The organism is Paenibacillus sp. FSL H8-0034 (assembly GCF_038000305.1).
In the GTDB taxonomy this organism is placed as follows: domain Bacteria; phylum Bacillota; class Bacilli; order Paenibacillales; family NBRC-103111; genus Paenibacillus_S.
Window position 1 is genome coordinate 5,224,709 of sequence record NZ_JBBOBS010000001.1, and the last position, 13,940, is coordinate 5,238,648.

Sequence of the window (13,940 nt, forward strand, 5' to 3'; positions counted from 1 at the left end):
CATCCGTATGCTTAAATTTTGAAAATCGAGACGGAGGTATTCAACTCATCCGCAAGCTGTGCAAGCGATTGACACGTTGCCGCTGTTTCCTCGGAAGCTGCTGCCGATTCCTGACTGGAGGCGGCTATGGACTCAACCGAATGCATAACTTCAGATGCCTGGGCAGCTTCTTCCTCGCAGGCCGCCGCGATCTCGTTCACTTTCTGTGAAGAATCGTTGACCATATGAATAATATTTTGGAAGGCTTCGCCGGTTTGAGACGATTGTGCCACGCTGTCCAGCACTGCATTCACACTTTGCTTCGTATTCGACTGCATCACTTTAATAATGGAGGATATTTCCTTCGTCGCTTCACTGCTTCGTTCAGCGAGCTTACGGACCTCATCAGCTACAACGGCAAAACCTCTGCCTTGATCGCCTGCTCGTGCCGCCTCAATTGCTGCATTCAACGCCAGCAAATTGGTTTGATCGGCAATATCATCAATAACCTCAATAATGTCGCCTATTTTCAAGGAGTCTTCTTCTAACCGTGTCATCGTCTGGTTCACGGCTTGCATCCCCACTATAGAAGCCTGTATCACTTTATCGCCTTCACTGGCGGTTTTGACCGTTATGTTGGACAACTCTGCAGCTTGCTCTGCACTTTCGGCAACTGAGTTAATGGCTACGCTCAATTCTTTGAACAGTTCTGTGATGGATTGCGCGGACTGCGCCTGACTGATGCTGCTCCCAGCAATTTCTTCTGTGCTCGCCGAAATTTCCTCGGATGCGGCAGCGACACTTTGCGAGGATTGAATGATGCCACTAATCAGATTTTGCAGACCGTTGATCATTTGATTCATCGAAGCTGCCAATTGCCCGACTTCATCCTTCGTATGAATATCGGCCTTCTCCCGCAAATCGCCGTGCGCCACCTTGGTAACCAGTTCCACGATCCGATGCAGTGGGCGAGCGATCGATTGTGCGATTCCATAACCCATTGCAATGCTAAGGATAAATGCAAGGACAACAATGATGATCGTCGTTGTGCGTGCGGACGTATAGGCATCGGCTGATTCAATATTCTTGCCTTCAGCCAGCTTTACATTGGTATCGATCAGCTTCGTTAAGCTTTCCCTGACCTTCGTTCCGGAAGGCACCAACTCGCTGTTAAGATACTTGTTGTATTCGTTCTTATCATCCTTCTCGGCCAACTTTAAGGCTGCAGCAAGATTCTTTGTATAAGCCGCCAAAGCCGTATCATAGGCTTTAAGCTGTTCTTTCTCAACAGGGGTAATGGGCGTTCCTCGGTAAACATCCATCTGGTCCTGTAAATCCTTCATATAGCCTTCAATATCCGACTGCAGTTTATTCCCGGCTGAAGTATCGTTCAGAAGGATGTCACGCGTGGCTACACGCATATTTTGATAGCTATTAAGTCCCGCAGACAGTCTTTGAATCGATGTGAGGTTATTGGTGTACATTTCACTAATATTGCCGTTCATCATGCTCAGATTAGATATAGCGTATAATCCAACAACCCCTACGATGACTGCAACAATACCAAATGCGGAAATTAATTTCACTGATGTTTTCAAATTCATAAACCATTTCATAGTCTCACCCTCTGTAAGTTAGTTTGTTCTCCTGGTGCTCGTTCCATTAGATTTGACTTCATCATCTATGTAAATGTCATCCCGAGATAAGAGGATTTTACAAAAAATTCCGCAAATATAACATGGTTCTTTGTACCTATATTCGACTTTTTTCTACAAAGTTCTACATATGTATGGAAAGTTGATTATGACTAATAGTCACTCACTATCTACATATTAATTTTGTATGTTTTATCGGCTTTCGGTTATGTATATATGTATCGTATAAGACCATTGTCATCTTTACAGACATAGAAAAACGTGAGAATCATAAGGATCCTCACGCTCGTATTCCGAACTATTCTTCTATTTCATCCAGCTCATCCAAATCGGTAACAGGAGCATGGCAAGCAAAATTTTCACAAATGTAGGCAGTTGCCCTGCCGCCTAACACAACCTTATCCCTCAAGAGCGGAATTAGCTTCCTTGCTGCTTCTCCTTGCCCTGTGCTTGGATGCAGCATATAGATCGCATGCGGCATAAATCTGCGCTGCAGCTTCTCCTTCATTGCAAGCAAATCCGGATTATTCGGATCACCAGTAAGCACAATCTCCGAAGGCGCACTTATGACATAATCCAACGCAATCAGGAACAAGGCGTGACCTGATGGGTATTTCTGTACAGAGCCCGCGAACGCCTGGAGCTGCTCGTCCGTCTTTTGAGATAAACTCGCGTCATACGTGTATCTGGCCAGCTTGGCCATATTGAGTGCAGCAGCGGAATTACCCGATGGCAACGCACCATCATAGATTTCCTTCGGACGTGTGAACAGCTGCTCACCATCATGGCCATAGAAGAATAAACCACCCTGCTCCGTGTCCCAAAACAACGTCAGCATGTCTGCATTCAGCTCCACGGCCAGCTGCAGCAGCTCGATGTCAAAGGTTGCCTCATACAGCTCGATCAGCCCCCAGACATAGAACGCATAATCGTCCACGTACCCGAGGTAAGCGGCCTCCCCCTCACGATAACGGGCAAGTATCCGCCCATCCTCACGTCGAAGCTCCCGAGCTATAAAATCCGAAGCACGACGCGCTGCCTCTGCATACTCCGGCTTGTTGAGCGCCTTGGCCGCTTTGGCTAGAGCCATAATCATCAGCCCATTCCATGAGGTGAGTATCTTATCATCCTTATGAGGGTGAATCCGCTTCTCCCGATGGTCGAACAGCTTGCACCGCGAAGCTTCCAGTCTTGCTCTCAACTCATTAAGCGGTACGCCTTGTAATCGGGCAGCATCCTCGATCGTCCCTTCGATCAGGTTCGGAATACTATGTCCTTCAAAGTTCCCACTGTCCGTGATATCATATACACTGCAGTACAGCTCGCCCTCTTCTTCACCCAGCAGCTGCCTGATTTCCGCGGGTTTCCATACATAAAACTTTCCTTCCTCACCCTCTGAATCCGCATCCTCCGCACAATAAAAGGCACCATGTTCATCCGTCATATCCCGCAGCACATAAGCAATAATTTGTTCGGCTACCTCAGCATATTGCTGCTTACCGGTTACCTGATAGGCCTCGATGTAGGTCATCGTCAGTAGGGCATTATCATAAAGCATCTTCTCAAAATGCGGCACTAACCACCGTTCATCCGTCGAATACCGCGCAAATCCCCATCCGATATGATCGTACATTCCACCGCGATACATGCTGTCCAGCGTCTTCTCCACCATCGCCAACGCCCGCTCATTGCCAGTCCTTGTATAGTAGCGAAGCAAATAAGACAAGTTATGCGAGGTCGGAAACTTGGGCGCATCACCAAAGCCGCCATACTGCGCGTCAAACATCTTATCGTACATTTGAAAAGCCTGCTCCAACGATTCCTCCGAGATATCCCCCTGCAGGTTGGCTATCAGACGACTCTGCGTTTCCGCAATAATCTGATCACCCATCTGCGATATTTGGGCGCTGTCTTCAGCCCACTTGCCTGCAATCTGCGGCAGGATGTCCATCAAACCTTTACGGCCGTACTTGCGGCCTTTGGGGAAATACGTTCCCGCGAAGAAAGGCTTCTTCTCCGGCGTCATGATGATCGTCAACGGCCATCCACCCTGCCCGGTTAAAGCCTGGCAGACCGACATGTACAGATGATCGACATCCGGACGCTCCTCACGGTCTACTTTGATCGATATGTAATCTTTATTTAAGAGAGCTGCGACTTCCTCGTCTTCGAAGGATTCGTGATTCATGACGTGACACCAATGACAGGTACGTGTGAATCAACAACTAGCTATACCCAATAGATAAGAAAATAGGCTTATTTTCTCTTCTCGCTGTTTCAAATGCTTCATCACTCCACGGGAACCATTTCACGGGGTTGTAGGCGTGCTGGAGCAAATATGGGGATTTCTCAGCGATTAATCTATTGGGTATGGAATTAGTTGTCATGGGGCATCACCTCCTTGAAATTTTGAATTTTTGTTATGTAGGGTCTGAGTTTAGCATACCCATGTAAAAAGGAAAACTCTATTGTTCCTGCTTTAGTAACCAAGGAAAATCAGCTCATAAAACGGTTATCTGAAGCGTGCTTATTTCTTTAATAATAACAGCATTCCTTACCAATATGTTTGATATCTCTCGGAAGTCATTACCTTAGTTCCGCTTTTGGATAGATTATGTTCTCTACATAACAGTTGAAAGTTCGTAGGGTCATTTGTCCCGCTTAAATTAAGAGGGATAACATGATCGTAATGAACCTCTTCACCTAAAAACAAAAGGCCAGACAAATCCCTTCCACATACTTGACATTTACCCTTGTCTCTATGAAATATTGCACTTTTAAGCCATTCTGGAATATAACTTGCTCTTTTTACAACTCCATCCCGGCTCATAATGTCAAGATAATCAACTTTCTTGATTTCCACTATTACTGATGCTACAATTTCATTCAACTTTAATAAAAACATCCTGTCCCCAAACAAAATTGTAAATGATTCTTGGACAATTTGTTCAAATACAGGCTTTAACAATTCCTTGAGATTATTTATATGTTCTGACTCAATTTCCTCATATTGCTCTAATGCATTATCATCATCATCAAGTCCGTCATATTCTTTAATTACTGGGAACGGGACTTGATAAGTAGTTAAAATTTTCTCATACTCCTCAATTATTTCACGATTACCAACTTTATCTTCAAAATATTCATAATCAAGATCAAGTCGGACTCTCAAAAAATCGTGTAATAATGTATCCTTTTGAGGCTTAATGATGCGCAAGCTAAACCCCTCATCTTCTGGATTAAAATAATCTTTTAAATATTCAACATCTGCTCTCTCGAAAACCGTTTCATAAATGAATGATACATTGGGGTATGTGAATCTATACTTAAATTCTTTAAATAATCTTGTCATTGTTAAAAGCTCCCCTTCAAATACTCCTGCATCACGCACGTTTTGCAATTTCTAAAACCTCATCTGACCAAGGGAACCAGTCTACTGGGTTATGTGCGTGCTTACGGCGACTTTTCGTTGGCTAATCTATTGGGTTTGCTGTTCGTTGTCATGGGGCAGCCTATTTATCGAATGAATGTTGTTTATTAGGGCGTGTCTGAAAACTATCTATTGCTTCAAAGAAGACAACGTAGCATAATTTACCATAAACGAGATCACGAGGAGACCTTTGAAATTATGCTACGACGCCACGAAATCAGGGACCAGGATTGGGAACGGATCAAAGATCTAGTACCACCCGAAAATACAGGCGAAGGCAGGCCCTCGAAGCCTAATCGAGTCATGCTGAATGGCATGCTTTGGAAAGTAAAAACAGGGGCTCCTTGGCGTGACTTGCCTGAACGTTTTGGCCCTTGGAAAACTGTATATTCCCGTTTTCGTTTGTGGAGCAACGATGACCTTTTTCAACAGCTATTTGAGTCCTTGGCTGGCGATGCGGACTTGCAGGATGTATCCATTGATAGCACCTCGTGTAAAGTTCATCAGCATACGGCGGGGGCTAAAAAGGGGCTGAAACCGCCGAAACCAACCAAGAAATCGGACTTTCCCGAGGCGGTCGAAACACCAAGATCCACGCCGTAGTGGATGCAATTGGTAATCCGGTTCGCCTGTTTTTAACGCCTGGAAACATCCATGACTGCACGGTGGCAGTTGAAGTCCTCTCGGGCGTCACGCTGTCTGGGAGCGTTGTTTTAGTCGATAAAGCCTATGGTACCCATGCATTCGAACCTATATTGAATCGCAAGACGCAACGTTTTGCATCCCACCAAAGTCTAATGCGGCAAACCCTTGGGAATGCGACTTTTATCAGTATAAAGAACGGCATGTTGTGGAATGTTTTTTCAACAAACTCAAACAATTCCGCGGGATCGCAACACGCTATGATAAGCTTGCTCGAAATTTTTTGAGTTTTGCTTTTTTGGCTTCTTCCATGATTTTGTTGAAGTAACTCCATTATACTGAGTTTTCAGACACGCCCTAATCAATATATTGATCAATTAACATATTTTATTTTTAAGCCCACCTGCTTAATGATTTCTCGTTAAGCAGGTGGGCAACCTCTTATTATCTTATTTTGTCTTAAGTGAACGGGATTGATCCGTTTTCAACTTTTCAATCCGTCCAATTTTGAAGTTTACTCTTCCATTGTATTCTAGAATAACATTGTGCTTGAGATAAGACAGTAACTTAAAAATAAAAGTGCCAGTGATTATGAGCGCTACGATACAAATAATATTTAAAACTGCATTCATGCTAGATTCTCCTCATCAAGAGGTGCCCACCTAGCCATTAAATAGAATAACAAATTCTAATTCTCGATTCAATATTAGCTATTTATTTTCACTACAGAAGCTAATTCAGGAATGCTTAAATGCTGTCTTTTGGTCGATACAGCAGACATTGTGCTTTTTAATGAGCACATTATACTATTGGCACTTTAACGCTTTATTAAAGTCGCGCTGAATTATAGTATGATATTTGATTTTTTCAATATTGGCATTGGGATTAAGAGTTAAGAAAAAATTATTTTCAAAATCATACGAGGCATACCAATTCCATATTTTAACATGATCTTCAATAAATTCGTCATACAAGCTCACTAAGTACGAAAACACTTCTATAGAATATTCGTCTAACTGTCTCGTATTATTAATTGAGTGAAATGATTTTGCAATAAAACCACATAATAGGTCTGCCGCTTGAATTATTAATTCATTTTTTGAATCTACCATATTTATTGATTTAATATGTGGGAAACTAGTCAAAAAAAAGCGTTCTTTTGTTCCCATAATTGCTGGAGGGGTCTCTCTAAAAAAAATATTACTGAATTCTTGAAATACTTCATCATAACCCCTCAGGTTGTCGTGATACACATTTACCACCAGGTTCGAATTATTGCTAAGTAATTCAATATTTTTCAGCAATTCTAACAATATAGTTCCTGTTAGAGTAATTCTGCTCTTCTTTGTCCCTTGACGTGTTACAGTTTCAAATTCATCAATCATTTCTTCAAAATTTTTCTGAGACAAACCTTTTAAAGAATCGGCAACTATGGGATGCTCTTGCTCAATAAATAAATTAATTAATAGCTGATTAATTCTTTCCATCTCAATTACCGTTGTTGTACAGTTACTAATTAAACTAGAAAAGCTCTGGATTACTTTATCATCGTAATCACCTTTTATGATACAAGTAGCCAGAGCTTTTTTTAATTCCACTGGATAGGTTAAATACCCATTAATAGCTGGATTATACTCACAATCAAAAAAGGTTTCCACAATTTTGGCGGCTATCATAAATTTTTTATCTACTATTCCAAACACTGGAAGAGCTCCGTATTCGTCAAGCATTTTTTGGAATATTGTACTAAAACGAAATGTGCCACTTTTTCCTTTTAAACTTTTTGCTTTAAGTTCTGGTGCTTGTACCGTCGATACAATATCACTTAAATATTTTTCAATTTCTATTTTCTTGCTATTTAATATCAACCACCCTCCGTATACGAAATACGGTTGTGCGCTATTCAACCAGTCGGTTCCTGTATTGCCGCTCTCGTCAATATAAAATGTAGCTCCCATTCTTCCCTCCCTAGTTGACTAACTTAACCGGATTTTATGTTCATCAACCTATCCCAGTAAAAAACGACTAATAACATAAAAATGGGTCAGATTATTTTACTCTTGGCATCGGATTGCTTTTCCTTAAAAATCCTTTCATAATTATCGAGCTTCATACTATCAAATTTCCCCAAAATTAGAACTTCGCTTTCTCGTTGCTCCTTGTTGCTTAATGATATTTTCTTTCCATCATGGCCATATCCTTCTGCTTTTAGAGAGCATCCATCCATTCTTGTAAGGATTTCTGTATGCAAATCGGAGAGTCTATTTTTGTTCTACAGTTTCGTTGCGCATGGAACTAAGCAATCTAAATTTCAACTTAGATTTTACAATACTGTTTAAAGAGTTGACCAACAGCATAATTAATTATATTTAGATTTACGTTTTCTGGGAAAAACAAGTTTAGAAATTCCTGCCTCCACACAAATAGTTGAAAAAAGATAAATTGCCTGCCCTCTGGTCTCATCGAACCATTTTGCTAATTCATGATCATAAAAATTATAAAACTGTTTTCCTTCGTATTCACTGCCAATATGTAGTTGTCCTAATTTAATAGCAAGCTGATACCTTGAACGAATAGCTCGAAGAATGTCTACAATACTATCCATCTTTGCCCGCCATTCATGATTTGATAAATAGGACTTTCCATATGATTGAAAGAGTATGTCCCCGTTTCGGTCTCTTAGACACCCAACATTTATTGCTATAATTGTATCTTCAATTGCCTTATCAAAGGCTTCGATTGAACCTTCTTGCATGAACTCATCCTGAAATGCAGGTCTATCAAAACACTGTGAGAAAAATCTTATTATTTTCTTGTCTTCAGTAATATCTTTATCCGTCGATGCTGATATTTGTTCGAGATCAAACAGTGCCGCCTTTTCTGATAATGTTCTCCATTCTTTAATTATATCGACGGTGTATTTTAGTTCGTCACTGTCTATTAGTTTAGCATGATCTTGACACAACCATATTCCATTATCAGCGGATTTCCGTTCTTTAGAGGTCATACTAGGATCATATCTCGGTCCGCCAATTTCTGCTGCGGTAATATGCGCGGCTACGCCAATACTAATAAATTTGTTAATGTCTTTGTGAGCAGCAAAAGTTGGTTTTCGGCAATTAGGGTTTGCGCATCGAGCACCTGCTCTTTTAAATAATATTTCTCTTGTTTTTGAAGTAAATTCATCTCTCACTCTAAACTGATCCTCCTTAACCATAAATTTCACAATCCCCAACATTTGATCAATTTCGATTTCTAACTGATCAGTGTGAAGTAGTTGCAGTGCTGAAAATAAATCAGGTAGACTTACCAATTGGGCTAGTAAGATGATAAGTAGCGCTGACTCATAGGATATATTTTTTATATTTATACGCAATATCGATAAGAATAAACAGAACGACCAGATATTTTTTCGCTTTCATATATCTCGTATCCGTCCATTTTTAGTAACTCATTAATGTCATCTTTAACACTTTGCCAATCACTTTTCTCTGATCGGACTAATGGATGAAACATTTCGCATAAAAATTTAAGCAAAAGCTCATCATTACCGGCTTCCAAACCTAATCTATTATCGTGAAAAATCCAAGGATATTGATTGTCTTCGTTTTCCATAGTATGTTGCAGGATTTCCTCTTCGAATGTTTTTAAACGAGAATCTCTAGAAGGCATGCTTTCCAAATCATATAATCGACCAAGAAATTTTGAACAACTTCTCTTACCATAATAACAAAAAACACGTTCTGGTTCTTTAAAGCTACCTGACTGTGAATAAATGTATGCATTACATTCTTCGTAATAACGATCTATTAAATAATCAAAAATTGCTTCTCTGGTTATTTCGGTAATTCTGTTAGCTAGTGTAGCATTATTTTGTGGATTGATTGCTTTCTCTGTTGGTTGTAGAATAGCTAGAACTTCCTCACAGGATTGATAACGGTCGTTAGGATCACCAGTCAAACATTTAAAAATTATTTCACTTTGGAGTTCTGTGGCATTACCTGATGCTAATAAGATCTTTCGAGCATCGCCTCCAACGGGAGAACGTCCCACTAAAAGAAAATACCAAATTGCTCCGACAGAATATATGTCACTTCGCACGTCACGTATTTTAGAATTATTCATAAGTATAGGGTCTATATACGGTCCTCCGGCTATAGCTTCCCCTGTTTTAGTTAATTTTGCATGCTTTTCATTTTCCAAGAAAGCACTAATTCCAAAATCTATAATTTTAAATTTCCCATCTTTCGTTACCATAACATTACTAGGCTTTAGATCACGATGGATAACGCCCATTTTATGAGCATAACTTAAGCCTTTTAATAAAGCAGTGATAGGTTTTAATGAACGTGCAAAAGAAACAGCACCATTTTGTATTATGAAATCTTGCAAGGTATATCCATCTACAAATTCCATTCTAATAAATGGCTTACCATCTATGCGACCTATATCGTACACTCGGACAATATAATCACTATTTAATTGAAACAACACCTTTGCTTCTCTGAAAAATCGCTTTTCACCTTCTATATTTTCATTATTAGAAACAAAAACAGGTTCAAATACTTTGATAGCAAAATCGATATCCAACAATTTATGATTGTATTTATATACTATTCCGAATCCGCCATTACCAAGTTGTTCACCTAATTGATATACATCAATATTCAATGCAAAGTTGTCTGTACTGTTGGTAACACTTTCTAAATACCGAAAGATCGGGTCTAATTCTTGATCAATAAACTGCCTGCGTTCTGCATAACTTTTAAATTTAGTTTGCATAGCTCTTCTAAAATCTGAGCTAGAACGACTCAAACGAACATAAGAAGGTAACATCATATAGAGTCTATTGTCAGAGGATAAGACTTTTAAATCTTCTTTGTAGTTTACATCAGGATATTCTCCATCTGTAGCTTTAGAAAGTAATCCGATTTTTAATCGCTCAGCAGCTTCTAAAAGAACCGAGTTGTCCATATATACACCTCAAACCAAATATATCGTAAACAATATTAATTCGTTGCTACATTAATTTGAAATCTTTTTGCGAATATGTATTGGGTTAACCTTTAGCTTTATAAGCGCTTGTTAATGCCCTGATCATTTGTTGAACAAAATTAGATCCAATTCCTGCCGAATTTTCTTTTCTTCATCTGAGCCAGTAGTTGGCAGTCTTAATAAAGGCAAACGATATTTTTCCAGTATTTCATTTTTGAGCTTATCCCGTTCGATTTGATCCCTATTATTTCTATGGGAAGCAAATCCATCCACCTCGATAATTAAAAGAGGCTGCTTGTTAAGCAAATCGTAAATAACAAAATCCACTGATGCCCTGTTTTTCATATACTTTTTTTCCGCTTCGTCAAGACGCTCTGTCTCATTCAATAAATCCTTCAAATAAACCTGAGTACCAAACGTAACACATTTATACTGTTCTTCATTTAACAAGTCACTTAACACACGCCACATGATATTCTCAGATTTATACCTCGACCTGTTACCCAATCGGTTTTGTAAGTGATTTAGTTTTGCTGAATATTCGCTATAGAGCAAGTCAAATACAGAAATAAGCTCGCTATTTGTAATGTGCTCATGGAGTATGCTGTATTCGATATAGCGGATCAAATTTCCAATATCCTTGCGCGAATTTCGAAATAATGCATGGTCGGTCACAAGAATAAACTGCTTTTGTGCTCTGGAGACCGCCACATTAACCAAGCATGAATTTTCTACAAAATTTCTTCCTATTTTACCATTTCTAGTTTGATCAAGGACGGTTGATAAGATCATAACTGGTTTCTCACGACCTTGATACTTATGAACCGTATCTACCTCAATATCTTGCTCTAACATCTTATTCGCCTCCTCGACCTGCAAGCGGTAAGGGGTTGTAAACCCAATATCTTCATTGGAGACTTGATCCAGTCTAAGTTCTTTCAAAATCTCTTCTTTAAATACATCGATTTCTCTATGATTGAAGCTGCCCTCCTTGCCTTTTATGGTTACCTTTCTCATATGATTGCCCAAAGAAGTATAATGAAGCCGAATTGGAACATCGGTTTCCTTTTCAGAAGTAAACGGAATTAAGTCTTCACCATAATATTGATTGTTGCAGAACCCAATAATTTTCGGATGGCACCTATAATGTTCCTTTAACATTACTTTGGGAATATTTTCACCATAAACAGAAAGCATGGAGGAGAGCAAGCTATGTTTAAAATAATCGTACACTTCCTCTATATGCGCAGTATTAATTTTATTTAGAATTCTAGCATCTACAATTTGCGGCAATTGCTTGGTGTCACCGACAATGATAGCCTGCTTGCAGCAGGACAAAGCCAGCACACCAGTCAGCAAGTCAACTTGAGAAGATTCGTCAATAATCAAATAATCGAATAAATAGCCTTCCGGTATACTGGCTCGCAAAGAATGAGTCGTGCTCAATAGTATGGGAAACTGGCTAATAAATACGTCAAAGTCCTTCTTGTAACTATTAACGTCCCCATTAAAGGGCTTTTTAGCTTGATACTTCTCATACAGCTTATGTTTGAACAATTCTGAGGAAAGAGTTTCATGTTGATTCAGCAGTTCTTCAAACGATCCTTGATCTAACTCAAGCTGAATTTTATCCCTTTGCTTTTCTAGTTCCGCTAATTTCGATTCGTAATACTTCATCTGCAATTTAGTGGTTAAATCCACACGGTTGTTCTTCAGCTTTTTAAAATCAGTGAACCCATATTTAATTAGCAATTTAGCTTTATTCAAAAATCGATCTGCCCGTTCTCCCACAAAATATTCATCTGCCAAAAAGGCAATTATTCTTTCTGGTGTTTGGCGATGTAAAAATAACCGCTCCAGTTCACCTATGCTTTGTTTTTCATAATGCACTTGAAAATGCTTCTGCTCCAGTATGTAGGCCGCCAACTCTTGATCAATTTTCGCTTTCCGATTAGCCAGTTCCAATAAACGGTTAAGCCGCTCGGTCAAACTGGAGACTTTTTTTGTAATTTGTTCTTCTTGAAGTTCGGTTTTCCATTCAGCTACATTATAGGTAGGTAAGTTTTGAAAAAAAGCTTTTCTGTTCTTCATATTGCCTAAGGAAGCAACAATGAAATCATAACCATTCTTTTGCAGCTTATCCTTCACATTTTGTACTGCTGCATTATTACCTGATACTACCGCAACAGATTTATTACGCATGATAGCCAAGTTCGCAATAATATTAAGAATGGTTTGTGTTTTCCCTGTGCCCGGAGGGCCTTCAATAATAGAAACTTGACTGGTGAGAGCCTGTTCAAGCGCCTGTTTCTGGCTCAAGTTAAATCGGAATGGAAAAATAACAGGTATTTTACTGGAGACAGTTTGGGTTAAAGGGGTTTGAGTTATGTAAGCTGCCAGTACGCTGTCAGGATGTATGGAATGCATTTTGTTAAGCTCTCTTTTCAAAAAAGCTTCATTTTCGTCATCTGTCTTTATAAATTGTGCAATATCTTCCCAATAATCCATTAATCTCAATGTCTTACTATGCATACTCTCTTTGTTTACTATGCTGATTTGGAAAGACTCATAAATTTGCGGTTTCTTATTCTTGAAAAAAACTTTGTAGATGCCTTGAAAATCCAGAATTTCCCGTACATTACGTAGGGGCATATTAAGATAACAAACGATCTTATCGCTTACATTCAAGACTATCGGATTATTTTTTATGATAATACTGCTCGAATAATATGTATAGGTTTTGATCTGCTTCTTAAAGCGAACATGCACTTGATTTTCATAAAACTCATAATCAGCAATGTCGGCTGTTTGATCACCTTTATCCGTTATAATTAAAATACTGCTTTCATCCATTATTTCAATTCCTCTGTATATAGATTTAATAAGGGTAAATAGTCCTTACCTAGTTTGAAGGGATAGAGCAGCCATATCTCCAAATATAGTTTACTTAGACTAACGCTTTTTGATCCTACATTCAATCTGCCGATCTCTTTTAAAAAATCTGTTATATAAAAAGACTCATTGAATATGTCCTTTCAGCTTAATTTTGAATATGTTCAACTTCCCCAATGATACCATATTATTACACATACCGACACAATAACTCTCAATTTTATAGTGCTTTAAGCCTGGTTTTTTGTAGTTCGAGTTAGCTCCTTAGTCATGATATCCGGTTAACCTTTGTCCGTCGTAAATTTCGAATATTATTTTTGAATTGTTTAATAGTCTGCCAACCACAA

The 13,940-nt window shown here is 39.2% G+C and carries 8 protein-coding genes and 2 pseudogenes; 1 reads left to right on the forward strand and 9 read right to left on the reverse strand.

All coding sequences use genetic code 11. The features are described from left to right. Positions 1-11 precede the first annotated feature (11 nt). From NST47_RS23595 to NST47_RS23615, 5 genes and pseudogenes are all read right to left on the reverse strand, one after another. Complete coding sequence (locus NST47_RS23595) at positions 12-1,595, reverse strand: methyl-accepting chemotaxis protein (protein ID WP_341157314.1); 1,584 nt, start codon at positions 1,593-1,595, stop codon at positions 12-14. Positions 1,596-1,932: 337 nt separating this feature from the next. Then, the gene (locus tag NST47_RS23600; RefSeq protein WP_341157315.1) at positions 1,933-3,822 is read right to left on the reverse strand and encodes a thioredoxin domain-containing protein; all 1,890 of its coding nucleotides are present in this window, start codon (positions 3,820-3,822) and stop codon (positions 1,933-1,935) included. Positions 3,823-3,859: 37 nt separating this feature from the next. Beyond that, complete coding sequence (locus NST47_RS23605) at positions 3,860-4,021, reverse strand: DUF255 domain-containing protein (RefSeq protein WP_177237940.1); 162 nt, start codon at positions 4,019-4,021, stop codon at positions 3,860-3,862. A 167-nt stretch (positions 4,022-4,188) separates the two neighbouring features. Continuing rightward, a complete protein-coding gene (locus NST47_RS23610) occupies positions 4,189-4,986 on the reverse strand; it encodes an HNH endonuclease (protein WP_341159740.1) in 798 nt (265 codons plus the stop codon). A gap of 37 nt (positions 4,987-5,023) precedes the next feature. Further along, positions 5,024-5,138: pseudogene (locus NST47_RS23615) on the reverse strand (DUF255 domain-containing protein); the annotation flags it as partial. 124 nt (positions 5,139-5,262) lie between these two features. On the opposite strand from NST47_RS23615, the pseudogene NST47_RS23620 reads away from it, so the two are divergent. Next, positions 5,263-6,034, forward strand: a pseudogene (locus NST47_RS23620) (IS5 family transposase). A gap of 478 nt (positions 6,035-6,512) precedes the next feature. Here NST47_RS23620 and NST47_RS23625 read toward each other — a convergent pair. The 4 genes from NST47_RS23625 to NST47_RS23640 form a co-directional block, all read right to left on the reverse strand. Next, entirely contained in the window at positions 6,513-7,664 is a 1,152-nt protein-coding gene (locus tag NST47_RS23625) for a DUF3800 domain-containing protein (protein ID WP_341157316.1), read from the reverse strand. A gap of 401 nt (positions 7,665-8,065) precedes the next feature. Continuing rightward, entirely contained in the window at positions 8,066-8,899 is an 834-nt protein-coding gene (locus NST47_RS23630; protein WP_341157317.1) for an HNH endonuclease, read from the reverse strand. A 173-nt stretch (positions 8,900-9,072) separates the two neighbouring features. Continuing rightward, positions 9,073-10,680 (reverse strand): protein kinase domain-containing protein, encoded by a 1,608-nt coding sequence (locus tag NST47_RS23635; RefSeq protein WP_341157318.1) that lies wholly within the window; start codon positions 10,678-10,680, stop codon positions 9,073-9,075. Between the two features lie 123 nt (positions 10,681-10,803). Beyond that, positions 10,804-13,554, reverse strand: a complete 2,751-nt coding sequence (locus tag NST47_RS23640) for an AAA domain-containing protein (protein WP_341157319.1) — start codon at positions 13,552-13,554, stop codon at positions 10,804-10,806. Positions 13,555-13,940: the final 386 nt, after the last annotated feature.

Excerpts from the sequence above, each read along its gene's own strand:
- NST47_RS23595 (WP_341157314.1), bottom strand. The coding sequence starts at position 1,595 with ATGAAATGGTTTATGAATTTGAAAACATCAGTGAAATTAATTTCCGCA.
- NST47_RS23600 (WP_341157315.1), bottom strand. The coding sequence starts at position 3,822 with ATGAATCACGAATCCTTCGAAGACGAGGAAGTCGCAGCTCTCTTAAAT.
- NST47_RS23605 (WP_177237940.1), bottom strand. The coding sequence starts at position 4,021 with ATGACAACTAATTCCATACCCAATAGATTAATCGCTGAGAAATCCCCA.
- NST47_RS23610 (WP_341159740.1), bottom strand. The coding sequence starts at position 4,986 with ATGACAAGATTATTTAAAGAATTTAAGTATAGATTCACATACCCCAAT.
- NST47_RS23625 (WP_341157316.1), bottom strand. The coding sequence starts at position 7,664 with ATGGGAGCTACATTTTATATTGACGAGAGCGGCAATACAGGAACCGAC.
- NST47_RS23635 (WP_341157318.1), bottom strand. The coding sequence starts at position 10,680 with ATGGACAACTCGGTTCTTTTAGAAGCTGCTGAGCGATTAAAAATCGGA.
- NST47_RS23640 (WP_341157319.1), bottom strand. The coding sequence starts at position 13,554 with ATGGATGAAAGCAGTATTTTAATTATAACGGATAAAGGTGATCAAACA.